At 74.0% G+C, this 22,879-nt stretch carries 19 protein-coding genes; 11 read left to right on the plus strand and 8 right to left on the minus strand.

The features are described 5' to 3' along the window. Window positions 1-16 precede the first annotated feature (16 nt). Complete coding sequence (locus tag ACZ63J_RS03180; RefSeq protein WP_465399974.1) at window positions 17-1,342, minus strand: hypothetical protein; 1,326 nt, start codon at window positions 1,340-1,342, stop codon at window positions 17-19. Window positions 1,343-1,434: 92 nt separating this feature from the next. Between ACZ63J_RS03180 and ACZ63J_RS03185 the strand changes: the two genes are divergently transcribed. The 3 genes from ACZ63J_RS03185 to ACZ63J_RS03195 all read left to right on the plus strand — a co-directional run bounded on the left by ACZ63J_RS03185 (window position 1,435) and on the right by ACZ63J_RS03195 (window position 4,237). After that, a complete protein-coding gene (locus tag ACZ63J_RS03185; protein ID WP_465339435.1) occupies window positions 1,435-1,761 on the plus strand; it encodes a hypothetical protein in 327 nt (108 codons plus the stop codon). A 76-nt stretch (window positions 1,762-1,837) separates the two neighbouring features. After that, window positions 1,838-3,355, plus strand: a complete 1,518-nt coding sequence (locus tag ACZ63J_RS03190; protein ID WP_465399973.1) for a CehA/McbA family metallohydrolase — start codon at window positions 1,838-1,840, stop codon at window positions 3,353-3,355. 87 nt (window positions 3,356-3,442) lie between these two features. Beyond that, a complete protein-coding gene (locus ACZ63J_RS03195) occupies window positions 3,443-4,237 on the plus strand; it encodes a hypothetical protein (protein ID WP_465399972.1) in 795 nt (264 codons plus the stop codon). A gap of 112 nt (window positions 4,238-4,349) precedes the next feature. Here the strand turns inward: ACZ63J_RS03195 and ACZ63J_RS03200 are convergent, their stop codons facing one another. From ACZ63J_RS03200 to ACZ63J_RS03210, 3 genes are read right to left on the minus strand one after another with little or no spacing between them, the layout of a single operon-like run. Beyond that, window positions 4,350-5,375, minus strand: coding sequence for an NAD(P)-dependent alcohol dehydrogenase (locus ACZ63J_RS03200; RefSeq protein ID WP_465399971.1), 1,026 nt, complete (start codon window positions 5,373-5,375; stop codon window positions 4,350-4,352). After that, window positions 5,372-6,043, minus strand: coding sequence for an iron-sulfur cluster assembly protein (locus ACZ63J_RS03205; protein ID WP_465399970.1), 672 nt, complete (start codon window positions 6,041-6,043; stop codon window positions 5,372-5,374). The genes ACZ63J_RS03200 and ACZ63J_RS03205 overlap by 4 nt, the downstream gene beginning before the upstream one ends. Window position 6,044: 1 nt before the next feature. Then, the gene (locus tag ACZ63J_RS03210; protein ID WP_465399969.1) at window positions 6,045-7,058 is read right to left on the minus strand and encodes an amidohydrolase family protein; all 1,014 of its coding nucleotides are present in this window, start codon (window positions 7,056-7,058) and stop codon (window positions 6,045-6,047) included. A 162-nt stretch (window positions 7,059-7,220) separates the two neighbouring features. On the opposite strand from ACZ63J_RS03210, the gene ACZ63J_RS03215 reads away from it, so the two are divergent. Beyond that, entirely contained in the window at window positions 7,221-8,684 is a 1,464-nt protein-coding gene (locus ACZ63J_RS03215) for an AAA-type ATPase lid domain-containing protein (RefSeq protein WP_465399968.1), read from the plus strand. Here the strand turns inward: ACZ63J_RS03215 and ACZ63J_RS03220 are convergent. Beyond that, a complete protein-coding gene (locus tag ACZ63J_RS03220; protein ID WP_465399967.1) occupies window positions 8,659-9,885 on the minus strand; it encodes an MFS transporter in 1,227 nt (408 codons plus the stop codon). The two genes, ACZ63J_RS03215 and ACZ63J_RS03220, sit on opposite strands and share 26 nt — an antisense overlap. A gap of 81 nt (window positions 9,886-9,966) precedes the next feature. Between ACZ63J_RS03220 and pdxR the strand changes: the two genes are divergently transcribed. Then, window positions 9,967-11,376 carry a MocR-like pyridoxine biosynthesis transcription factor PdxR gene (pdxR, locus tag ACZ63J_RS03225; RefSeq protein ID WP_465399966.1) on the plus strand — a complete coding sequence of 470 codons (1,410 nt, stop codon included), beginning with the start codon at window positions 9,967-9,969 and terminating at the stop codon, window positions 11,374-11,376. Here pdxR and ACZ63J_RS03230 read toward each other — a convergent pair. Further along, window positions 11,373-12,767, minus strand: a complete 1,395-nt coding sequence (locus ACZ63J_RS03230) for an MFS transporter (RefSeq protein WP_465399965.1) — start codon at window positions 12,765-12,767, stop codon at window positions 11,373-11,375. The two genes, pdxR and ACZ63J_RS03230, sit on opposite strands and share 4 nt — an antisense overlap. An 81-nt stretch (window positions 12,768-12,848) precedes the next feature. After that, window positions 12,849-13,325 carry an SRPBCC family protein gene (locus ACZ63J_RS03235; RefSeq protein ID WP_465312163.1) on the minus strand — a complete coding sequence of 159 codons (477 nt, stop codon included), beginning with the start codon at window positions 13,323-13,325 and terminating at the stop codon, window positions 12,849-12,851. A 159-nt stretch (window positions 13,326-13,484) separates the two neighbouring features. On the opposite strand from ACZ63J_RS03235, the gene ACZ63J_RS03240 reads away from it, so the two are divergent. Both ACZ63J_RS03240 and ACZ63J_RS03245 read left to right on the plus strand, forming a co-directional pair. Continuing rightward, complete coding sequence (locus ACZ63J_RS03240; protein ID WP_465399964.1) at window positions 13,485-14,000, plus strand: bifunctional nuclease family protein; 516 nt, start codon at window positions 13,485-13,487, stop codon at window positions 13,998-14,000. A 77-nt stretch (window positions 14,001-14,077) separates the two neighbouring features. Then, complete coding sequence (locus ACZ63J_RS03245) at window positions 14,078-15,019, plus strand: sigma-70 family RNA polymerase sigma factor (RefSeq protein ID WP_465399963.1); 942 nt, start codon at window positions 14,078-14,080, stop codon at window positions 15,017-15,019. Window positions 15,020-15,056: 37 nt separating this feature from the next. Here ACZ63J_RS03245 and ACZ63J_RS03250 read toward each other — a convergent pair whose 3' ends face one another. Then, a complete protein-coding gene (locus ACZ63J_RS03250; protein ID WP_465399962.1) occupies window positions 15,057-15,542 on the minus strand; it encodes a DUF2087 domain-containing protein in 486 nt (161 codons plus the stop codon). 588 nt (window positions 15,543-16,130) lie between these two features. On the opposite strand from ACZ63J_RS03250, the gene ACZ63J_RS03255 reads away from it, so the two are divergent. The 4 genes from ACZ63J_RS03255 (at window position 16,131) to ACZ63J_RS03270 (ending at window position 22,878) form a co-directional block, all read left to right on the plus strand. Then, on the plus strand, window positions 16,131-16,817 hold the full coding sequence (locus ACZ63J_RS03255) for a helix-turn-helix transcriptional regulator (RefSeq protein WP_465312159.1): 687 nt from the start codon (window positions 16,131-16,133) through the stop codon (window positions 16,815-16,817). 402 nt (window positions 16,818-17,219) lie between these two features. After that, a complete protein-coding gene (locus ACZ63J_RS03260) occupies window positions 17,220-19,934 on the plus strand; it encodes an AAA family ATPase (protein WP_465399961.1) in 2,715 nt (904 codons plus the stop codon). Beyond that, a complete protein-coding gene (locus tag ACZ63J_RS03265; protein ID WP_465399960.1) occupies window positions 19,931-20,116 on the plus strand; it encodes a hypothetical protein in 186 nt (61 codons plus the stop codon). Before ACZ63J_RS03260 ends, ACZ63J_RS03265 begins: the two co-directional genes overlap by 4 nt. Continuing rightward, the gene (locus ACZ63J_RS03270; RefSeq protein WP_465399959.1) at window positions 20,113-22,878 is read left to right on the plus strand and encodes an AAA family ATPase; all 2,766 of its coding nucleotides are present in this window, start codon (window positions 20,113-20,115) and stop codon (window positions 22,876-22,878) included. Before ACZ63J_RS03265 ends, ACZ63J_RS03270 begins: the two co-directional genes overlap by 4 nt. Window position 22,879 lies beyond the last annotated feature (1 nt).

Raw genomic sequence — 22,879 nt, forward strand, 5'->3', positions numbered from 1 at the left:
TTTCCGTTTTCCCGGCCTATCCGGTCAAAGTGGACATGACGGCGACCGGGAGCGCCGGGTTGGCCGCGGCGGCGGTGACCACCCGGTCGTCCGCGTGGCCGAGAAGATCCACAATGGACTCCGGGCGCAGGCCCGGGTGGCCGGCGAGCACCCGCAGGGCTTTCACCGGCGCGCCCGGGAGGAGCGCGCGGGCGAGGTCCGCCGGGCACCGCGGGTTCGCCGCGATCCGCGCTGAGACCGTCGTCCCGTGCCGGGCGAGGGCGCGCAGCTGGGCCGGGGCCAGGTCCGGGTTGGGCGCGACGGCCCGGGCGACCCCGGCGTCCGGGTCTTCGGCGAACCGGGCGAGGAGGTCGGGTGGCAGGTCCGGGCTCGCCGCGGCCAGGCGCCGTACCTGAGCCGCCGGGGATCCGGCGAGTTCGCGTAGCTCCGCCTCGGTCGCGGCGGCGACGCGGGGCACCAGCAGCCCGATCTTCGTCGCGGGCGCGAGTTCGGCGAGGAGGGAGAGCGGGATCCGGGGGTTGAGGGCGGCGGCGCGTTTCATCTCGCGGCTGGTGTCTCGGGCGAGCAGCCGCGGCAGGAACGCCACGGCGGCGGGGTTGCTCGCGAGGTCCCGCCGGGCGCCCGGCAGGTCGTCCTCGGCGAGCTTCGCGTAGATCTCGGCGGTGAGGTCGGTGCGGGACGCCAGCTTCCAGCGGGTGAGGTCGTCGCCGTCGGCGGGCAGGGCGTGCGGGGGTGTGGCGGGGTTGCCCGCGAGAGTGTGGAGGAGGTTGTCGGGCGCCGCCCCCGGTTTCCATGCTACCGGGGACCACCGACAGGAATGGGCTTCGCGCAGGAGGCTGAGCAGCAGTTCCGGGGGTGACTGCTCGTTCGCGGCGAGGGCCAGGCGGACCTCGGGACGGGCGTCGGCGGCCAGGCGGGCGGTCGGCGGCCGGCACCGCGCCGCCGAGGTGACCACGTCGAGGTCCGGATCCGCGGCCAGCAGGTCCACGATCGGCTCGGGGAGCGGGAACCGGGCGCTCAGCTCGCAGCGGATCACCGGGTCGGGGTCGCGGGCGAGGCGGTCGAACCAGGCCGGGTCCGCGTCCGGGTGCGTGAGCACCGCGAGCCCGGCCCAGGGGTCGTCGGAAGGCACGTCGGCCGGGGTGAGCAGGCCTCGGTCCAGCAGCGGGTACAGGACACCCGCGCCGCAGCGCCCGGCCAGGACCCGCGCCTGGGCCGCGGTCAGGTCTTCGCGGCGGGCGAGGATCGGGCCCAGGTCGTCGTCCGCCGTTGTGACCAGGCGGTCCAGCAGGGGCGCGGGCAGCGCCGGGTTGGCGGCCAGGCCGCGCAGTGACGGGGTCATCGTCCGCTCCGAACGTCCCGTCCGGTGCGGAACACCGCAGGATCGCGGACGTTTTGCCGCGCCGCAACCGGATTTGCCGCCATGATGGCGGCATGAAACTCGGGCAGCTGGCGTCGAACGCGCGGGACCTGTTCACCGCGAAACTGGTCTACGGCGAACCCGTGGAGCGCGACGGGGCCGTCGTGATCCCGGCCGCCGCGGTGTTCGGCGGGGGCGGGGGCGGCGGCGGGGACACCGGCGCGGCGCCGCTGCGGGAGGGCGCCGGCTTCGGGGTGCTCGCCCGGCCCGCCGGGGCGTTCGTCGTCCGGGACGGCACCGTGGCGTGGGTGCCCGCCCTCGACGTCACGCGGCTCGGGCTGGCCGCCGCCGTCACGGTCGTCGCCCTCGCGAAGATCCTGGCCAAGCGCGCCGGACGGTGAATGTTCACCACCGGTTCTTGTCGGCGTTCGCGTTGCTCCCCTAGCGTCCGGAGCGTCTTTCGATGCGGAGGTACGCATGAGTTCTGGGGACTTGAGCCGGCGCGCGCTGCTGCGCGCGAGCGGGGTCGCGGCGGCCGGCGCGGCGATGGGGATGCTGCCCGGGGTGGCGTTCGCCGACCAGCCGGGCGGCACCGGCAGCCAGACCCGGACGGTCACCGGCACGCTGAAGCCGGACGTCCCGGACTGGTACTACCTGCCCGTCGACGTCCCGCGCGGGGTCAAGCAGATCGACGTCGTCTACTCCTACGACCGGCCCCAGGTGCCCGCCGGCACCCGCGGGAACGCCTGCGACATCGGGATGTTCGGCCCGGAAGGCCACGAACTGGGCAACGCGCGGGGCTTCCGCGGCTGGTCCGGCGGCTTCCGCGACCGGTTCTCGATCAGCGCGTCCGAGGCGACGCCCGGCTACCTCGCCGGCCCGATCCGGCCCGGGCGGTGGCACGTCATCCTCGGCCCGTACACCGTCGCGCCGCAGGGCCTGACCTACAAAGTGGACATCACGCTGACCTTCGGGCCGGACGCGGCGCCGTTCAAGCCGAACCCGGCGCCGGAGAGCGCGCCGGCCCGCGAGCGCGGCCGCGGCTGGTACCGCGGTGACGGCCACCTGCACACCGTCCACTCCGACGGCCGCCGCACCCCCGACCAGCTCGTCGCCGACGCCCGCGCGGCCGGGCTGGACTTCATGGTCTCCACCGACCACAACACGTCGAGCTCCCAGCTGGTCTGGGGGAACTACGCCACCGACGACCTGCTGATCCTCAACGGCGAAGAGGTCACGACCCGGTCCGGGCACTGGCCCGCGATCGGCCTGCCCGCCGGCACCTGGATCGACTGGCGCTACCGCGCGGCCGACGCGGCGGACTTCCGCCGCTTCACCGACCAGGTGCACCGCGCGGGCGGCCTGGTCACCGCCGCGCACCCGTTCGCCAACTGCTTCGGCTGCACCTACGAGTTCGCGTACGAGATCGCCGACCTCGTCGAGGTGTGGAACGGCCCGTGGACCCAGGACGACGAGGCGAGCGTCATCCACTGGGACGGCTTCCTGCGCGGCGGCCGGTTCATCCCGGCGATCGGCGACTCCGACGCGCACAACCCGGACCAGCGGGTCGCGCTCCCGCACACGGTGGTCTACGCCGACCGCCTGCGCCGCAAGGAGCTGCTGGCCGGGCTGAAGGCCGGGCGGTCGTGGCTGGCGGAGTCCTCGGCGGTCCAGCTGGACTTCACGGTGTCCGGCGGCGGACGCGCGGCGGGCATCGGCGAGCGCCTCCCGGCGGGCACCGGCACCCCGGTGACGGTGCGCGCGGTGGTCGGCGGGGTCCCGGGCACCACGGTGACGTTCCTCGACCAGCTCGGCCCGGAGCACACCGAGACGGTCGGCGACACGGGCACGGCGACCGTGACGTGGACCACGTATCCGCGGTACTCGCGGTGGGTGCGCGTTGAGGTCCGTCGCCCGTCCGGTGGCCCGAACACAACTCAGCCGAACGCCATGGTGGCGATGTCCAACCCGATCTTCCTCGGCACCGACCGCTGAACCTCGCCCGCTGCACCGCGTCCTGTCTTTGGGCAGACTGGTGCGAACGGGTGACGGGGAGGCAGTGTGCGTGGATGTGGCCTGAAGGTGGCCATCTTCCTGGGAGCGGTCATCGTGCTGACGGCGGGCGTGGTCGTGGCGGTGGTGCTGAGCCGCGGCCCGGACCGGACGCCGGGCTGCACCGTGGCGCTTCCGGGGGACAACACGACCTCGTACACGTTCGGCCCGGAGCAGATGAACAACGCCGCGACGATCTCGGCCGTCGGGACGAAGCTGGGGCTGGTCCCGCACGCGGCCACGGTCGCGCTGGCCACGGCGCTGCAGGAGTCGAAGCTGCAGAACCTCGCCGGCGGCGACCGGGACTCGGTCGGGCTCTTCCAGCAGCGGCCCAGCCAGGGCTGGGGCACGGTCGCGCAGCTGCAGGACCCGGTCTACGCGGCGACGGCGTTCTACGAGAAGCTGGACAAGCTGCCCGGCTGGGAGACGATGCCGATCACCGAGGCGGCCCAGGCGATCCAGCGCTCGGGCGCCCCGGACGCGTACGCGCAGTGGGAGCCGCAGGCCCGCGCGATGGCGGCGGCGTTCAACGGCCAGTTCCCGGCCGCGCTGACCTGCCGCAACCTGACCCTGGCCGCGCCGGGCGACGTCGCCGCGGCGGCGACGGCCGAGCTGGGCACGGCCAAGCTCAGCGGCGCCCACCCGGCGGCGCAGGGGTGGACGTACGCGAGCTGGCTGGTGGGCCGCGCGGAGGCGCTGGGCCTGGACAAGGTGAGCTTCGCGGGCCAGACGTGGACGGCGGAGTCCGGCGCCTGGGCGCAGGACTCCGCCGCCGGCCCGGACCTCTCGCTGCACCAGGCTCCGGCGGCCCAGCCCGGCCAGTGACCGCCTCTTTCCCGGGGAAAGAGATCCCGAGTCTGGCCCGGGGTCTCACTTTCCCCGGGAAAGTGAACCGGAGTTCCCGCTCCGGAGGACTCGTTCGGATGAGCGGGCTGGATCAGGGGACCAGGATCGCCCGGCCGCGGATGCGGCCGGCGTCGAGGTCGTCGAGCGCCTCCTGGAAGTTCTCCAGCGGGTAGCGGGCCGTGTGCAGCTTCACCCGCCCCTGCGCCGCCAGGACCATCAGCTCGCACAGGTCGTTGTACGAGCCCACCAGGTTGCCGATCAGGTTGATCTCGCTCGAAATCACGTCGATCGTCGGGACGTTGATGTTCTCGCCGTACCCGACGACGTGGTAGTCGCCGGCCCGCCGCAGCGTCGCGATCCCCTCCGCCGTCGCGCCGCCCTCGCCGACGAAGTCGATCACCGCTTCCGCGCCGTGGCCGCCGGTCAGGTCGAGCACCTCGCTCACCTGAGCGCCGCTCGCCACCACGCCGTGGTCCGCGCCGATCGCCAGCGCCAGCTTCACCGCGTCCGGGTTGCGGTCGACGACGACCAGCTCGGCCGCCGAGATCGCCTTGAGCACCTGGACGCCGATGTGCCCGAGCCCGCCCGCGCCGATGACGACGCACCGGTCGCCCGGACGCAGGCGCCGCGCCGCCTTGGCCGCCGCGTGGTACGCCGTCAGCCCGGCGTCGGCCAGGGCCGCGACGTCCGCCGGCTCCAGCGCGTCGTCGATCTTCACCACACTGCGCGCCGACGTCTTGAGGTACTCCGCGTAGCCGCCCGCGGTGTCGATGCCGGGGAACTGCGACTGTGCACAGTGGACGTCGTCGCCGAAGCGGCACGCCCGGCACAGCCCGCACGTGATGAGCGGATGCACGATCACCTTGTCGCCCTCCGCGACGTTGGTCACCGCGGCGCCGACCGCGTGCACCCAGCCCGCGTTCTCGTGCCCGATCGTGTAGGGCAGCGTGACACCGGACTTCTCCGCCCACTGCCCTTCCAGGATGTGCAGGTCGGTCCGGCAGACGCCGGCGCCGCCGATCCGCACGACGACGTCGTACGGGCCGCTGACCTCGGGCGCGGGCACCTCGGTCAGCCGCAGCGGCTCGTGGTAACCGACAACCTGGACCGCCTTCATGAAGCCTCCACTGTGGATTCTGGGTAACGGGTGCGGAGCAGCCCGCGGCAGAAGTGCGCGTTGCCCTCGATGGAGATCCGGACCGACCGCGCGAACCGCAGCCGCAGCGGGATTTCCTCGCGGGGGAACGGAGTTCCGTGCTCGTCGACCAGCACGAGCGCCGCCGGGTCGGGCGAGAGCCCGAGTGCCTCGCGACGCCGCAGCAGCGCGTCCGTCGCCGGACCGGCCTCCAGGTCCGCGAGCGTCACCGTGTGGAGGTCGACGTCCTCCCGGGCGCGCATCAGGACGGTCAGCGCGCGTTCCATCGCCGCCTGGTGCGCCTTCCGCCGGAACGTCTGCCGCAGCTCTTCGAGGTCCTCTTCGGCCTCGTGGCCGAACGTCCCGCGGTACCCGGCGTCGGCGGCGAGGCCACGGTTGATCAGGTCCGAGTCGTGGTGGTCGTCGAGCAGCACCACGACTTCGCCGGTCCACGGCAACGCCGTCAGCACGTCCTTCGCGTCGGAGGCCATGAGGTAGGCGAAGTTCGGCGCGCAGAACGACGTCGGCAGTCGCAAGTGGACGGTCACCCGGTCGCCGTCGACTTCCACCGAACGGACGAACCCGAGATCGGTGATGGGCTCGTCGAGCTCCGGGTCGAGAACCGCGTCCAGCGCGGTGTGGGCGTCCATCTCACGCCACCGACACGGCCTGCGTCTCGACCGGCGCGAGCTGCAGCTCGGCGGGCACCGGGATGTCGTACATCTTCGCCGCGTTGAGGCCGAGGATCTTCTTCTTCTGGTCCACGGTCAGCGGCGCGTACTCGGGCAGGTCCTCCGGGATCTGGAAGTCGACGAACCGCTCGACCAGCCACTTCGGCGTCCAGATCGCGTAGTCGCTGGAGAACTGGATCCGGTCTTCGTCGAGCCAGTACAGCAGTTCGCCGATGATCTGCGCGAAGTACTTCGGCCGGGTGTGGATGAACGGCATCGCGACGGCGAGTCCCGCGTGGACGTTCGGCTCCTGCGTCGCGATCCAGCAGAAGTCCTCCAGCCGCGGCAGCCCGCAGTGCTCCACGACGAAGTTCAGCTCGGTGAAGTCGGTCGCCACGTGGTCGACGTCGGCGACGTCGAAGGCGTCGCGGTCCAGCGGCCGGATCGTCGGTCCCTTGTGGACGTGGATGTTCCGGATCCCCAGCTCCTGGCAGGCTTCCAGGTACTTGTACGTCCACTTGTCGTCGAGCTTGTAGCCGCGGGAGTCACCCTGCCACTCGGCGGTGTAGAGCTTGACGCCCTTGAGGCCGAAGCGCTCGGCGTCGCGCCTGAGCTGGTCCAGCCCGGCCTGTTCGAGCCGCGGGTCGAAGTTGTGGTTGTAGGTCAGTTTGCCCGGATGCCGCTGCGTCAGCGCGAAGGCTTCTTCGGTCTGGCCGAAGCCGTTGTGGTAGAACGCGCCGAGGTGCGCGGGCTGGAAGATCGCGTGGTCGACGTACCCGTCCTCGAACAGGTCCTTCACCAGCCGTTCGCCGCCCTGGTAGAGGTAGTCCTCGTACGGCCAGACCTCGGACTCCGGGCTCAGGTTGCGGTGGTAGTCGTAGAAGCAGTCGATGAACTGCTTGCCGTGGATGTTCCGCTGGTTCTCCGGGCGGGCGTCCCAGAGCGCCACGTGGGCGTCCACGATGAAGTACGTCTCGCCGTCCTTGCTGTACATGGGTTCCTCCGCGGTTGGCACGTTGGAGGCGACGGTAGGGACGTCGGCGCTGGTCAGGGACCCGTCCGGTGTCTCGATATGAGACAGCGCGCGCTGCCGCCACCCGATCGGCCGACGTAGCCTGGGGGAGTCCGACGCAGAGCCGCGTCCCGGGAGGCCGAGGTGGAGAACCCGCAGGTGCACGTCACGCGGTCGTTCGACGCGCGCGCCGCGATCGCGCCCCGGCTGCGGGCGTCGTGGCAGCGCAGCGAGCGGTACGGCGTGCCCGAGGACGAGGTCCTGCCGGTGTTCTCGGGCGCCGTCGACACCGGTTCGCTGCTCTACGAATGCGGCACCGAGGTGCTGCGCGGCCTGCAGACGACACTGGCCAACGAGCCGATCAGCCTGATGATCACCGACAGCGAAGGCCTGGTGCTGAGCCGGCTGTGCACGGACGCCTCCATCAGCCGCTCGCTCGACAAGGTGCACCTGGCGCCCGGGTTCTACTTCGCCGAGAGCAACGCGGGCACCAACGGCCTCGGCCTCGCGCTCGCGGACCGCGTGCCGTCGCTCGTGCGAGCCGGCGAGCACTACTGCACCGACCTGCGGGGGTACACCTGCGCGGCGGTGCCGGTGCTGGACCCGCTGACCGGCGTGCTCGCCGGAAGCGTCAACCTGACGACGTGGTCGGAGCAGTCGTCCGAGCTGCTGCTCGCGCTGGCCCAGGCCGCGGCCGGGAACACCGCGGCGCTGATGCTGGCCCGCGCGTCCGGCCGGACCGCCCGTCCGACCCCGCGGGGTGAGGTCTTCCGGGTCTACGCCGACCGGGTCGACCCCGGTGACGTGCCGCGGCTCTCGTCGGCGTGGACCACCGCGGTCGCCGAGACGCAGGCGGCGCTGGCAGCCGGCCGGGTGGTGGCCGTCGTCGGCGAACCGGGAGCGGGCAAAACGGCGCTGGCCTCGCTCGCGCACCGGGCGCTGCGGCCCCGCGACCGGGTCCTCAACGCCCGCCCGCCCGCGCCCGACGACGCCGACACCTGGCTGACGCTCTGGACGCCCGAACTGGCCAAGGACGACACCTGCGTGATCGTGTCGGGGGTGGACACGCTGCCCGCGTGGGCGGCGTGGGAGCTGGCGCGGCTGTTCACCGAGGCGCGGCACCCGGGTGGGCCGGTCCCGTTCGTGCTCACCGCGGAGGACGGCGCGCTGTGCGCGGCGCTGAGCCCGCTGGTCGACCGGGTCGTCGAGGTGCCGGCCCTGCGGTTCCGCTCCGACGACGTCCTCCCGCTGGCCCACCACTTCGCCCGCCGGGACCGCGGCCGCGACGTCACCTTCACCTCCGCGGCGTCGCGCGCGCTGACGGCTTACGACTGGCCGGAGAACGCGAAGCAGCTCCGCCGCGTGATGCGTGAGGCCGCCGCGCGATCGGACGTCATCGACACCCAGCACCTGCCGGCCGAGGTGTTCACCGGCGTCGGGCACCGGCTGAGCCGCCTGCAGGCCCTGGAACGCGACGAGATCGTGCGGTGCCTGTCGGAGCCGGGCGCGACGGTGGTCCACGCGGCGACCCGGCTCGGCATGGGCCGCGCGACGCTCTACCGGAAGATGGCGCAGTACAGGCTCAACGCGCGGCAGCTGAAGTCGTAGCCCACCGCACCGCCGGTCCCATCGCCCAGCCGGCGGCGAGGAAGACCCCGCCCATGAGCAGCCAGCCGGGCAGGCCCCAGCCGATGACGACGGTGCTCAGCAGCACCGGGCCGATCGCGCGGGCCACCGACGTCCCGGTGCCGAAGAACCCCTGGTACTGGCCCTGCCGGTCGGCCGGGGCGAGGGCGAAGCCGATCTCCCACGAGCCCGCCGACTGCAGCATCTCGCCGAACACCTGCACCAGCGCGCCGGCCACGAGCACCGCGAACGCGACCCACGGCGAGGTGCCGGACGCCGACAGCGCGAACGCCACGCAGGAGGCGAACAGCAGCAGGCCGGACCGGCGCACCATCCGGGCCGCGGCGCCGATGCTCGCCAGCCGTCCGGCCACGCGGACCTGCAGCAGCACCACCACAACCGTGTTCAGCACGAACAGCGCGGACACCGCCCAGCCCGGCGCGGCCGTCCGTTCGACGATCCACAGCGGGATCGCGACGCTCAGCAGCGGCATGCGCAGCAGCAGGATCGCGTTCAGCAGCGTCACCAGCGCGTACGGCCGGTCGCGCAGCACGGCCAGCTTGGGCTCGCCGGAGCGGGGGACCGACGTCTTCACGGCCGGCAGCGCGAGCATGAGCGCCGCCGTGAAGACGAAACTCGCCGCGTCGAGCACGAACACCGTCAGGTACGCCGAAGCCGTGTCGGCCGAAAGCGCGAGCCCGCCCAGGCCGGCGCCGACGGCGAGCCCGGCGTTGCCCGCCGACTGCAGGTGCGCCCGGACGCGCGTCCGCCGCTCCGGGTCGGCGAGCGCGGCCAGCAGCGCCTGCCGCACGGCGGCCAGCCCGGTCTGGCAGCTGCCGTAGAGGCACGCGGCGAGGACGAACAGCAGCGGCGAGCGGACGAAGAAGAACGCCAGGATCGACACCGCCGTCGCCAGCGACAGCAGCACGGCCGAGCCGCGCGCGCCGTGGCGGTCGGCGAGGTGGCCGAGCGGCACCCCCGCGACCGAGCCGACCGCCCAGCCGAGCGTGAGGCCGAGCCCGACCTGCGCGGGGGTCAGCCCGGCGATGCGCGTGAAGAACAGCACTGAGCACGTGAGGAACGCGCCGTCGCCGAGCGAGCCGGTCAGCTGGGCGGCGGCGAGCAGCCGGCCGGGGCGCCGAAGCCGGTTCGGCAGGGTGGGGCGTTCCAAGGTCACCGTCATGCGGATGACGTTAGAGCGGAACTTGGCCCGATCCCAGATCCAATTATGGCTTCGTCGATTGGGCCAATGTAGCCTCGCCGGATGGACTTCCACGTCAGCCTGGCCGGGCGAGGTGATCTCAGCGCCCGGATCTACCGGCAGCTGCGCGACGCCGTCCTGGACGGCAGGCTGCGCGCGGGGGAGCGGTTGCCGCCGACCCGGGAGCTGGCGCGACGTCTGGCGGTCTCGCGCAACACCGTCGCGGTCGCCTACGACCGGCTCACCGCGGACGGCTTCCTCACCGGCCGCGTCGGCACCGGCACCTACGTCAGCGCTTCGCTGCCGACACCCCGGCCGCGCAAGGCGCTCTCGGTGCGGGGGCCGCAGCCGAAGGCGGTCTGGCGGTCCTTGCCGCCCGCAGTCGCGGCCGTCCCGCAGGCACCGGTGTACGACTTCCGCGTCGGCATCCCCGACGCCGCTCTGTTCCCCCTCGAGACGTGGCGGCGGCTGCTCGCGCGGGAGCTGCGGGACGCCGCCGGGTTCGCCCACTACGCCGACCCGGGCGGGCATCCCGGTCTGCGCACGGCGATCGCCCGGCATGTCGGCGTCTCGCGCTCGGTGCGCGCGGACGCCGACGACGTGCTCGTAACCCAGGGCGCGCAGCAGGCGCTCGACCTGCTGTGCCGCGTGCTGCTCGAACCCGGCGACCGGGTTGCGGTCGAAGAGCCCGGTTACCGGCTGGCGAAGCTGCTTTTCACGTCCCACGGCGCCGAAGTCGTGGGCGTGCCGGTGGACGGCGAAGGCCTCGACGTCGCCGCGCTGCCGCCGCGCACGAAGCTGGTGTACGTCACGCCGTCGCACCAGTTCCCGCTCGGCACCCCGATGTCCCTCGCGCGCCGCACGGCGTTGCTCGCCTGGGCCGAGCGCACCGGCGCGGTGGTCGTCGAGGACGACTACGACAGCGAGTTCCGGTTCTCCGACCGGCCCCTGGAACCCCTGCAGAGCCTGGACCGCGGCGGGCGCGTGGCGTACGTCGGTTCGTTCTCGAAGACGCTGCTTCCCATGCTGCGCCTGGGTTTCCTGATCGCCCCGGCGTCACTGCGGGACGCGCTGCGCCACGCCCGCCAGCTCACGGACTGGCACGGCGACCTGCCCGCGCAGGCGGCGCTGGCCCGGTTCGTCGACGAGGGCCTGTTCGCCCGCCACATCCGCCGTGCGACGAAGGTGTACGCCGAGCGCCACGAGCGGATCACCGAGACGCTGGACCGGGTGTTCGCCGGTCGCCTGCGGCTCGTGCCGTCGGCGGCGGGGCTGCACCTGTGCGCGCTCGGCGAGGCGGACCTGGAGCCGGTCGCGGCCCGCGCGGCGGCGACCGGGGCGGCGGTCCAGACGCTTTCCGATCTGTGCGGCGGGTTTCCGGGGCACGGGCTGGTCCTGGGGTACGGCTCGATCCCCCTGGAGCGCATCAACGACGGCCTCGCGGCTCTCGATCGAGCGTGGACCTCGCGCTAGGTCGTGACCGCGGCGGCCGGCTCCACGTGGTGGTCCGTGCGGCGGCGCGCGGCGATCGCCAGGCCGCCGGCGCCGGTGACCACCGCGGTGGCCAGTACCAGCAGCCAGCCGCGCCGGAAGTCCGCCAGATCCGGCGTCCCGGCGAAGACCGCGACCAGCACCGCCGTGCCGAGCACCGTGCCGACCTGCCGCATCGTGTTGACCATCGACGAGCCCGCGCCCCAGCGGGCCGCCGGGAGGACCGTGCCGACGACCCCCGAGAGGCTCGGCAGGATCAGCCCGACCCCGATGCCGGTCAGCAGCTGGCCCGGCAGCATCGTGCCCAGGTAGTCACGTGCCGAATCCATGCGCAGCAACCAGATCAGCACCCCGGCGCCGAACGACAGCCCGCCGAGGGCGACGAGCGGGCCGGGCCCGACGCGGTGCGCGAACCGGCCGCCGAGGATCGACACCGGCACCACCATCAGCGGCCCGGGCGCCAGGGACAGCCCGGCCACGAGGATCGAGTCGTGCCAGATCGAGGTCAGGAACAGCACGTTGCCGAACAGCATCGCGGCGAACCCGGCCGCGAACACACCCGTCGTCACACACGCCAGCCACAGCGTCGGGACGCGTAGCGCCGGCAGGTCCAGCACCGGCACCGCGTGGCGCGCCGAGCGCAGCGGCACCCACACCAGGGCGGCGGCGGCGACCGCGAACGCCAGCAGGACCGGCTGCCCGCCCCAGCCGTGGTCGGACGCCTCGACCAGTGCGTAGGCGAGCGCGCCGACGCCGACGAGCAGCCCGGCCGCGCCGAGCAGGTCCGGGACGCCGGTGGAGGTGTCCCGCGACTCGCGCAGCACCCGCGGCCCGGCCAGCAGTGTCACGGCGCAGATCGGCAGGTTCACCAGGAACACCCAGCGCCAGGACGCCTCGACGAGCAGGCCGCCGACCGGCGGGCCGAGCGCCGCGGCCGCCGCGCCCACCGACGCCCAGACCCCGACCGCCAGCGGCCGCCGGTGCGGCGGGAACGCCGTCAGCAGCAGGGCCAGTGACGTCGGCATGACCAGCGCGGCCCCGATCGCCTGCACCGCGCGGAAGGCGATCAGCACGGGGATCGACGGCGCGGCCGCGCACGCGGCGGAGGCGAGGGTGAACACCGCGACCCCGATCAGGAACAGCCGCTTCCGGCCGTACCGGTCGGCCAGCCGGCCCGCCGGGGCGAGGCACGCGGCGAACAGCACGGTGTAGCCGTTGAGCACCCACGACAACGTGGCGAGGTCGTCGCCGGGGAACGCGGCGCGGATGCCGGGGAAGGCGATGGTGACGATGAACGTGTCGAGGCTGGCCAGGAAGGCGGCCGTCGAGACGACCAGCAGCACGAGGCCGGGCTTCGGCGGGGTGTCGGTCATGACGCTCCTAGGTTTGAAAAAGCAACCTAGCTGCAGACAGTGAGTCTCAACAAGAGACTGACTTGACCGGAGCGACCTATCTCACGCAGTGGCGGCGTACTCCTCGGCCCGGGCCTTCAGCGCGGCGAGCGTGTGCTCGATCGAGCGGACGTTGTAGCCGGGCCGGTCGGCGCGCCCGGTGACCCGCGGGCCCATGAACTTCCGCACGATCCAGCTGCCGATCCGGTACCAGTTCTCGGTGACCAGGCAGCCGTCCGCGCTCGGCGCCAGCACGTACTCCCACCGCGAGACCCGCGAGCCGAACGGCGTCCGCACGTCGAAGGCGAACCGGCGGCCCGGCTCGAACACGACCACGCGCACCCGCGTCCACCACTGCAGCTCGCCGTTGCGGTTGCGGCCGCGGAACCGCGCGCCGAGCGCCGGGCCGGTGTCGTCCAGCCAGCGGCCGCCGACGTTCTCCGGGCTCAGCTCGCCCATCCGCGGCAGGTCGGTGACCCACGACCACACCGTGCCCGGGTCGGCGGGGACGGCGGTGCTGCGCGAAATCGTCGGTTCCACCCCACGACGGTGACAGCGCGGCCGCAGGTCGGGCAAGGGATCCCGGGGTTGTCCGCAGGGCAGGAGAGCCGCGGTGAAAAGCCGGTGACCCGGCCACGTTGCAAACGGCGTCATTCTGGGTACCTCGCGCGCGGAGGAGTCTGCGACACGGAGGGTGCGGTGGTGGGCGTGATCCTGATCGAAGTGGTGGGGATGGCCGTTCCGGTTCCCGGTGAGGCGCCGCTGATGCTGCTCCGCGAGCCGGACGGGGCGCGTCGCTGGCTGGCCATCATGATCGGGTATGGCGAGGCCGAAGCCCTCGTGCGGGCGCGGGAGCAGATCGCGCAGCCGCGCCCGGGCACGATCGAGCTGCTCGGCGACGTGCTCGCGGCGTTCGGCCAGGGGGTCGCCGCGGTGGAGCTGACCGAGGTGCGGGATGGCATCTTCTACGCCGACCTCGTGCTCGTCGACGGCACGCGCGTGTCGGCCCGCCCGAGTGACGCGGTCGCGCTCGGCCTGCGCCAGGGCGCGCCGATCAGCGTCGCCGAAGAGGTGCTCGACGTCGCGTCCGTGCAGCTCGAGGTCGAGCAGGAGGCGGAAGGCCCGGCCGCCGACGTGCTGGACACCGAGGCCGAGGTCGCCCGGTTCCGCGCCGAGCTCGACGGCCTGAGCCCGGAAGACTTCGACGACCTGTGAGCCGTTTCTCCCGTCCGCGATGAAAAGCGGCCGCGGCGCCGGTATACCTGCGAGGTCGCCGGCCGGACGGGAGAACGATGCAGGACTTCGCGACGCGCACCGAGCCGCACCGGCGTGAGCTGCTGGTGCACTGCTACCGCATGCTCGGCTCGGTCCACGAGGCCGAGGACCTGGTGCAGGAGACCCTGGTCCGCGCCTGGAAGGCGTGGGCGGGCTACGACCCGGCCCGCGCGTCCGTGCGCACGTGGCTGTACCGCATCGCCACCAACGCCTGCCTGACCGCGCTGGAGGGGCGGACGCGGCGGCCGCTGCCCTCGGGGCTCGGCCGGCCCAGCGAGGACCCGGCCGCGCCACTCACGCCGTCGTTCGAAATCCCGTGGCTGCACCCGTTCCCGGACGCGCGCCTCGACGACCCCGGGCACCGGCTCGCCCGCCGGGGCACCCTGCGGCTGGCGTTGCTCGCGGCGATGCAGACGCTGCCGCCGAAGCAGCGCGCGGTGCTGATCCTGCGGGACGTCCTGGCGTTCAGCGCGGCGGAGGTGGCCGGGTTCCTGGACACGACGCCCGCGGCCGTCAACAGCGCCCTGCAGCGCGCCCACGCGAGCCTCGGCGGGCTGTCGGCCGACGACGTCGCCGAGCCGGACGACACCGCGGTGGAAGCGGTCCTCGACCGCTACGTGCGCGCGTTCGAGCGCGCCGACGTCACGGGCCTGGTCGAGCTGCTCACCGAGGACGCGGTGCTGGAGATGCCGCCGGTGCCGCTCTGGTACCGCGGTCGCGAGGGGTACGGCGGGTTCATGGCGCGCCTGTTCGGCATGCGCGGCCCGGACTGGCGCCTGACGCGCACCGCCGCGAACGGGCAGCCCGCGCTGGTGGCGTACTGCCGCGACGACACCGGGGTGTACCGCCTGCACACGCTCCAGGTGTTCACCGTCCGCGGCGGGCGGGTGGCGCACAACGTCGTGTTCGCCGATCCCGCCGTGCTCGCCCTGTTCGAGCTGCCCGCGGTGGCGCCGTGACGGCGCGAAGATCCGGGCGCGACTCCGGTGGCGGCGCTCAGCCGGCGGCCCGGGCTTCCGCCGGGCGGCCGTAGGCGCTGCCGTCGTTGCTGCGCTGGAGAAGGCCTTCGTCGACGAGGAAGCGGCGAAGCGCGGCGTGGTCGTCGTGGACGGCCGAGAGCTTCTCGCGGACGTCGCGCTCGGTGTAGAGCCGGCCCGGTTCGAACCGCTCGGCGAGGTGGGCGAGCAGGGCGTGGCGGAGCTTGCCCGGCCGCGGGATCGTGACGAGCCGGCCGCGGCTGAACAGCGCGTCGAGCGGGTCGGCCGGGGTCTTGACGAGCGCGTCGCGGAAGACCTCGGGGACGGCGTGGTAGCGGTCGCCGGACCGGGTGACCAGCCCGGCCGCCACCAGGCGCTGCGCGAGTTTCGCCGTCTGCCGGTCTTCGGCAGCCGGGAGCCCCTCGGGCGCGGTGCAGATCCGGGCGAACAGGCGCAGGCGTTCGGGGTCGGCGAGGGCGGCGACCAGCGCTTCCGGTGCAGTCATGAGCGGACGGTACCGGGGCCGGGGCGGCGGGTGAACCGGTTTGGCCCGGCCGCGCTCCGGTGACCGGCACCGGGTGGGACGGCGCGCGGGCGGGTGTCTCACGGTTTCCGTCCACTGTGGACACTATTCGGCGATGGCGATATGCGCGGCCGAACATGAAGGCGTCTCGAATCCACCTTAAATGAATGTTAAGTATCCCGACGTTTGCTGGTACCGTGGCCGGGGAAAGCGGTGGGGGCGAGGGAGTGAACGGGCAATCCGGTTGCCCGAACACCCGCGCCCGGCGGTCCGTGAATTATCAAGGAATTGTGAGCGTCGAATTGCCTGCGGGGGCGGGCGTTCGGTACGGGCCACCCCCGCCCCGGGCTGGGAACCGGCGGCTGACCAGGGGATTCGGCTGCGGGAGCGGGGATACCGAACCTTCGGTGCGGAGGGTCCCGCACGGCGGGTACGGGCGGCCACGAACTTCACTCGCCAGCCCCGGGAATGCGTTGACCGTGCCGATCCGCCGTTCGTAGTCTTGCGGCGTCGTCTTCGAGTCGGACGGCTTTATTGGACGCTCAGACCTCAAGCAGAAGGGGGCTTTCCATGGCCGGCATCCGAACGATTTCCCCGCTCGCCACGCACCGCGCCGACCCGGGCCGCCGGGTGGTGCCCGGGCTGCGGCCCGGCATCATCGGCGACTTCGTCGAAGAGGCCGACATGCCGCTGGTCGTGCTCGGCTCGGGCCTGCGGGTCGGTGGCGCGAACGCCGCCTTCTACCGCTGGCTGGGCCGCCGCCCGGCGGAGGTGCTGGGGGAGTCCTTTCCCGACCTCGTCGCCACCGCCCCGGCGTACCTGCGCGAGCGGCTGAACCGGGTCGCCGAAGGCCGTGAGCAGCGCTTTCGCGGCAGTGTCTCGGGTCTGGTGCCCGCCGGCGTCGACCGCGTCACGATCGTGGCCGGCCGGATGCGGGCGCCCGGCGACACGATCCTGCTGACGGTGGTGCCCGAAACCGCGCCGGCCGGGCTGGGCAGCGCGACCGCGGAAAGCTCGCGCTCGGTGTCCGGCATCGAGGCGAAGATCCTCCAGGGCATCGCCAGTGGCCTGTCCAGCGTGCAGATGGCGTCGCGGTTCTACCTGAGCCGCCAGGGCATCGACTACCACGTCGCCCGGCTGCAGCGGAAGTTCAAGGCGGGCAACCGCGTCGAGCTGATCTCGCGGGCCTTCGCCTCCGGGCTGCTGGACTCCACCACGTGGCCGCCCCGGGTGCCGGACTCCCGGCTGGCGAGCTGAGCGCGGGCAGCCGTGCGGTTGCGATCGGCTGACGTCCCGGTGACCGGCCCGGGAACGGCTCCCGGATGCGGTGCTCGTCACACCGCCGGGGCGGTGCCCCGCGCGGCGATTACGCAACGACGTTGTGCGAACGGAAACGCTCATCTGAGCACTCGATCACCACTGTTCATGCCTCCATCACGGTATCTACTGGTAGCGGGCCGCATTGGTCCAGATCTTTCTTCGCGAGAACCGTCGCCGAACCGCTCAAATGAGCAGGCGACTTCGGGTAGTGAGGGATAACCCCTGCCGGGTCCCGTCACCCTGTTCGGTAAGTCGATCACGCGATGAGATGAGAGCAGTCAGGAACCGTGCGCTCTGTGTGACGGCACCGGCTCCGACGGGAGGACGGGGAGGCAGCAGATGGTGGATCGGGAGGCCACGACGACCGGGCCGACGCTGGCCGGGCGCGACGCGGAACTGCGTTGGCTCGCCGCGCGGCTGGGCCCCGGCGCGCCTCACCGCACCCCCGCCGTCGTCGTCGTGCGAGGCCCGGTCGGCATCGGCAAGACCAGCCTGCTCGACGCCGCGCTGGCCCGCTGCGGCGACGTCGTCGTCTGCCGGACCGCCGGCGCGGAAGGCGGCCAGGCGTGCCGGAACCTGATCGCCGGGCTGCACGCCGCGGGCGCCCCGGCGCCCGACCCCGAACCCCGCGCCTTCGAAGCGTGGTACACGGATTTTGCCGCCTGGGCCGCAAACCGGCCGGGCGTGGTGCTCGTCGTCGACGACGTGCAGTGGTGTGACGAGCCCACGCTGCGGTGGCTGAGCCTGCTGGCCCGCCGCGCGAACGGCCTGCCGCTGCGGATCGTCCTGGTCCGCGCCGGCGCCGCCGGTCCCGCGGCTGACCGGCTCTCGGACCTGGAATCCTCCTACAGCACCGAGGTCCTCGATCTCGGCCCGCTGCCGGCGGAGGCGGTCGCCCGGCTGGCGCGCGAGGTCGCCGGCCCCGGCGCCGGGGAGCTGTTCGTCCAGCACTGCGTCGAGCAGTCCGGCGGGAACCCGTTGCTGCTGCGGGAAATGCTCGACGACCTGAACAAGGTCGCGGCGGGCATCGCGCCGCTGGCCGGGGTGCCGGTCGACACCGGGCTCATCCGCTCGCTGTTCGCCTGCCTGCCGGAGTACGTCCGGTCCGTCGCGATCGCGGTGGCGGTGCTCGACGGCCAGGACCTGCTCCTGGTGGCGCGCCTGGCCGAAGTGCCGCTGCGCACCGCCGAAGCGGCCGTGGAGATGCTGCGGGCGCAGCACGTCCTCACCGCCGAAGGGCTCGCGTTCCGGCACGACCCGGTGCGCGCCGGGCTGCTCGAGGACGTCCGGCCCAGCGAGCTGGACCGGTGGCGTCGCACCGCGGCGACCCTGCTGAGCGACGCGGCCGAGCCGGCCGAGGTCGTCGCCGAGCAGGTGCTCGAAATCGGTTCGCCGGACGCGTGGATGGTCGACCTGCTGCGGGACGCGGCGAACAGCGCGTGCGACCGGGGCGCGCCCTGGGACGCGCTGCGCTTCCTGCGGCCCGCGTCGGCCGCCCGGCCCGGGGACGCCGGTCTGGCCGTGCAGCTGGCCGAGACCGTCGCGCGGATCGAACCGGGCAGCGGGTTCGACCTGCTGCAGCGGGCGCTGGAGCTGCAGGACGACCCCGAGGACCGGGCGCGCACCGCCGTCCGGCTGGGCCGGCTGGCGCTGGTCGCTCGCCGGTGCCGCACCGCCGTGGGCGTCCTGGAAAGCGCTCTCTCCCGGCTGGGCGAGGACGCGGACCCGCAGCTGCGATTGCACCTGGAAGCGTTGCTGTGCCTGGTGGGCATCGAAGATCGCGAGAGCCTCCAGAAGCTCGGCACGTGGCTGAACACCGACGACGACCGCGTGCCCGACGGCGTCGTGGAGGCGGGGCACCTGGCCGTCTGCGCGGTGGTCACCGCGCTCGACGGCGAGCGGCCGGCGCAGGCCGCCGAGTGGGCGCTGCGCGCGATCCGCGGCTACGACCTGACCGACGACGACTCGGCGGTCAGCGCGGCCGTGCTGGCCCTGCTGCTGGCCGACGAGGTCGACGCGGCGCAGGACGAGCTGACCAGGGTGGTCGAGCTCGTGCCCGCGCAGCGCAGTGAATACCTGGCCTTCCGCGCGCTGCTCGGGCACTGGTGCGGCGACCTGACCGCGGCCTCGGCCGACGCCGAACGGGCGTACGCGCTCGGGCGCCGGGCCGAGGGCCGCACCGGCGGGGTCGTGCCGCGCATCGCGTACGCGACCGTGCTGGCCGAGCTGGGGGAGACCGCGGAGGCGGACCGCCTGTTGCGCGAGTCGGACACTTCCCTGCTGTGGGAGCACACCGTGATGCGGCCCTGGTTCCAGCTCGTCGACGCCCGGGTCCGCTGGGCCGCGGGTGACCACGAGGCCGCGCTGACGGAGTTCCGGCGGTGCGGGGAAAGCCTCGCCGACGTCGGCATCGCCAACCCGCTGCTCGCGCCGTGGTGGTTCGAGGCGGCGTGCCTGCTGGCCGACGAAGGTCACCACGAAGCCGCCGCGGAGTTCGCGGCCCACGGCCGGGAACCGGCGCAGCGGTGGGGCACCCCGCGCGCGGTCGGGATGGCCCGCCTCGCCGCCGGGGTCGCCGCGCCGCCGGCGTCACGGATCGGGGTGCTGGAGGAGGCCGCGGCGATCCTGGCCGGCTCGCCGGCGCGCCGGGAGGAAGCACTGGCGGAGTACCAGCTGGGCCGGGCGCTGGTGTCGGTGGGGGACACGGCGGCGGCCCGGGCCCGGCTGCGCCGCGCGGTGGAGCTGAGCCTGCGGGGCGGCGACCGGCGGCTGCTGCGCCGGGCCCAGCAGACGGCGGCCGACGCGGGCATCCCGGGCCAGGCGTCCCCGCTGGCGTCGCTGAGCCCCGCCGAGCGCCTGACGGCCGGGCTCGCCGGGCGCGGGGTGAGCAACCGCGTGATCGCGGAGCGGCTGTTCGTGACGGTCCGAACGGTGGAGACCCATTTGACGAGCGTGTACCGCAAGCTGCGCATCACCGGCCGCGCGGAGCTGGCGGCGGCGCTGGAGCAGCCCGACGGCACGGCTCGCCCGGCCGCGCTGGGGGTGTCCCGGTGAGCGCCGTGCGGTGGTGGGTGGTCTCGAGCGGCGAGGGCGTGGCGGAGTGCTGGACCTGGCTGGGCGCCGCGCCCGCCGAGCGTCCGCCCGAGCCCGCGAGCACCGATCCCCGCGCCGAACCCGCGCCCGGCCGACCGGCTGACGGCGCCACCCACCCCGGCACCCTGGGAGCCTCCCGATGAGCGCCGTCCGGCGGCTGGACGCCGCTGCCGACCACCTGGTCGAGCGCGAGACCGAACTGCGCGTTCTCACCGACCTCCTCGACGACCTCGAACGCGGCCGCGCCGGGAACGTGCTCGTCATCGGGCCGCCCGGCAGCGGGCGCACCGCCCTGCTCGACCAGGCCGCCGCCCTCGCCGCGGAGCGGAACCTCCAGGTCTTCAGCGCGCGCGGATCGGCCACCGAGGCCGAGCTCCCGTACGGGCTGCTTTCCCAGCTGCTGGCCGGAGTTCCCGAGCTCGCCGCCGTCCCCTGGCTGCCCGCTCTCCTCGAGGACGGCGCCGACGTCCAGGTGCTGCACGAGCTGCTCTGCCAGCGCCTGCTGGAAGCGGCGCGGCGGCGGCCGGTGCTGCTGGTCGTCGACGACATCACCCTCGTCGACGACCGGTCCGCCGCCTGGCTCGCCGCGCTGCAACGCCGCCGCGGGCCGGCGCCGCTGCTGCTGCTCGCCGCCCACGCCGGCCTGCCGGAGCCCGGTGGTGACGAGCCGGGGCCGTTCAGCCCGGCCGGGCTGCCGGGGGAGCGCCGGCTGGTCGTGCGGCTGCGGCCGCTCAGCCCCGCCGCCGTCCGCCGGGTCGTGCACGCCGTCCCGGCGCCGCGGCCGCCCGCCGGGGAGCTTTACGCGGCCACCCAAGGGAATCCTGCGCTGCTGGCCGAGGTGCTCACCCGCTCGGCGGCCCGGCCGGGCCGCGGCACCGAGATCGGCGCGATCACCGCCGACGTCCGCCGCGAAGGCGTGCTCGGCCTGCTCGCGCGGCTGCCGGCGGACCTCGCCGCGCTGGTGCGGATGATCGCGGCCGTCGGCACCGTCGACGAGGCCTACCTGCGCCCGCTCGCCGGCCCCCTCGGCATGCCGATCGCGCGGGCCCTGCGGGTGCTCGCCGACTTCGGTCTGATCGGCGCCGACCCGGGCGAGCCGATGGACCCGGAGGTCGCCACCTGGGTGCTGGCCGCGACCGGTCCCGAGGAGCGCGCCCGGATGCGCCGCAGCGCGGCCGAGCTCGGCCACCGCCGGGCGGCGCCCGAAGAAGAGATCGCCGAGCTGCTGCTCGGGTCCGAGCCGGTCGGCCAGGCCTGGGCCCTCGAAACCCTGCACGCGGCCGCGCGGCGACGTCGCGAAGCGGGCGACCGCGCCGGTGCGGCCCGCTACTACCGCCGTGCGCTGACCGAGCCGGCCCCCGACGGCGCCCTCGCGCGGCTGCGGCTCGAGCTGGAGACGGTCGAGGCGTCGTCGTGCCCGTTCACCGGCGACCTGCGCCTGGTCCGGGCCACGCCCGTCGCCGCCGACGGCGAGTCCGTCCGAACGCGACTGTCCGCAGTGGACCTGATGCTGCTGCGCGGCGCCCGTGACAACGCTTTGCGCGAGCTGGCCGGGTTGAGCGCCGCGGTGCTCGGCGAGGACGACCGCGCGAACGTCATCGCGTTGCACTGGCTGGCCGAAGGCACCGGCCGCGGCGCCGTCACGCTCGGCGTGCCCGCCGTCGCCGACGTCGACCCGGCCGGGATGAGCCCGGCGCAGGCCGCCGTGGCGGCGTGGCTGGCGACGATGGCCGGCCGCGACAGCCGGGCCGCGCGCCGGCTGGCCCGGCGGGCGGGAGAGACCTGGCACGACCGGGTCTCGCTGTACGCGCCGAGGCTGGCGATGGCCGCGGCCTTCGGCCAGACCGACGACGTCCTCGAAGCACTTTCGGTCTACGACAGCGTGATCGCCGCCGGCACGGCCACTGGGGCCCGCGTGCCGGTGGTGCTGGCGCTGACCGGCCGCGCCTGGATCCACCTGCAGCGCGGCCGCGTCCAGGCCGCCGAAGACGCGCTCGCCGAGGCGACCGCGTCCGACCCGCCCGGGGGCCGGCCGCCGACCGTGGCCGGGGCGCTGAGCACGATCGCGATCGCCGCGGCGCTGACCCGCGGCGACCTGGTGGCCGCCCAGCGCGCGGTCGACGCGGCCGGTGGCGACACCGGGCCCGGGATCACCACGCCGTACCTGCTGTTCATGCGCGGCCTGCTGGAGCTGGACCTGAAACGCCACCAGCGCGCGCTCGGCCTGTTCCAGGAGTGCGGCCGGCGGATGCACGCGCTCGGCTGGACCAACCCCGGCATGGTCCCGTGGCGCTCGCACGTCGCGATCGCCGCGCAGGCCCTCGGCGACGAGCACACCGCCGCGGCGATGATCAGCGAAGAGTGGCAGCTGGCCCAGAACTGGGGCACCCGCACCGCGATCGGGCGCACCCACCTCGGCGCCGGGGTCGCCGTGCGCTCGGAGGACGCGGTGTTCCGGCTGACCCAGGCCGTGAACGCGCTCCAGCAGTCACCGGCCAGGGTGCTCTACGTCGAAGCGCTGCTGCTGCTCGCCGCGGCCCAGCTCAACCGCGGGCAGACCGGCGGGGTGGCGCGCCAGCTGCGCGAGGCCGAGCGGCTCGCGACCGCCTACCAGCTCGGCTGGGCCACGACGCGGATCGCCGACCTCGGGAAACGGCTGTCGATGCGGCCCAAACCGCGGCCGAGCCACCGCGCGGCGTCCCGGCGGTGGCGGTCGCTCCCGCCCGCCGCGGCCGACCTCGTCCGCCGGGTGCTGGCGGACGCGTCCAACGCCGACCTGGCGGCCGAGCTGGGGATCAGCAAGCGGGCCGTCGAGCTCCGGCTGACCGCGATCTACCGGCAGCTCGAAGTCACCGGGCGGGCCGAGCTGCGTGAGCTGTTCGCGGCGCTGGACAAGGAGCTCTGAT

It is taken from the genome of Amycolatopsis sp. NPDC104863, from assembly GCF_055582965.1.

Excerpts from the sequence above, each read along its gene's own strand:
- ACZ63J_RS03210 (WP_465399969.1), bottom strand. The coding sequence starts at position 7,058 with ATGTACAGCAAGGACGGCGAGACGTACTTCATCGTGGACGCCCACGTG.
- ACZ63J_RS03180 (WP_465399974.1), bottom strand. The coding sequence starts at position 1,342 with ATGACCCCGTCACTGCGCGGCCTGGCCGCCAACCCGGCGCTGCCCGCG.
- pdxR (WP_465399966.1), top strand. The coding sequence starts at position 9,967 with ATGGACTTCCACGTCAGCCTGGCCGGGCGAGGTGATCTCAGCGCCCGG.
- ACZ63J_RS03260 (WP_465399961.1), top strand. The coding sequence starts at position 17,220 with ATGGTGGATCGGGAGGCCACGACGACCGGGCCGACGCTGGCCGGGCGC.
- ACZ63J_RS03205 (WP_465399970.1), bottom strand. The coding sequence starts at position 6,043 with ATGGACGCCCACACCGCGCTGGACGCGGTTCTCGACCCGGAGCTCGAC.
- ACZ63J_RS03190 (WP_465399973.1), top strand. The coding sequence starts at position 1,838 with ATGAGTTCTGGGGACTTGAGCCGGCGCGCGCTGCTGCGCGCGAGCGGG.
- ACZ63J_RS03250 (WP_465399962.1), bottom strand. The coding sequence starts at position 15,542 with ATGACTGCACCGGAAGCGCTGGTCGCCGCCCTCGCCGACCCCGAACGC.
- ACZ63J_RS03230 (WP_465399965.1), bottom strand. The coding sequence starts at position 12,767 with ATGACCGACACCCCGCCGAAGCCCGGCCTCGTGCTGCTGGTCGTCTCG.
- ACZ63J_RS03255 (WP_465312159.1), top strand. The coding sequence starts at position 16,131 with ATGGCCGGCATCCGAACGATTTCCCCGCTCGCCACGCACCGCGCCGAC.
- ACZ63J_RS03270 (WP_465399959.1), top strand. The coding sequence starts at position 20,113 with ATGAGCGCCGTCCGGCGGCTGGACGCCGCTGCCGACCACCTGGTCGAG.
- ACZ63J_RS03220 (WP_465399967.1), bottom strand. The coding sequence starts at position 9,885 with ATGACGGTGACCTTGGAACGCCCCACCCTGCCGAACCGGCTTCGGCGC.
- ACZ63J_RS03185 (WP_465339435.1), top strand. The coding sequence starts at position 1,435 with ATGAAACTCGGGCAGCTGGCGTCGAACGCGCGGGACCTGTTCACCGCG.
- ACZ63J_RS03200 (WP_465399971.1), bottom strand. The coding sequence starts at position 5,375 with ATGAAGGCGGTCCAGGTTGTCGGTTACCACGAGCCGCTGCGGCTGACC.
- ACZ63J_RS03245 (WP_465399963.1), top strand. The coding sequence starts at position 14,078 with ATGCAGGACTTCGCGACGCGCACCGAGCCGCACCGGCGTGAGCTGCTG.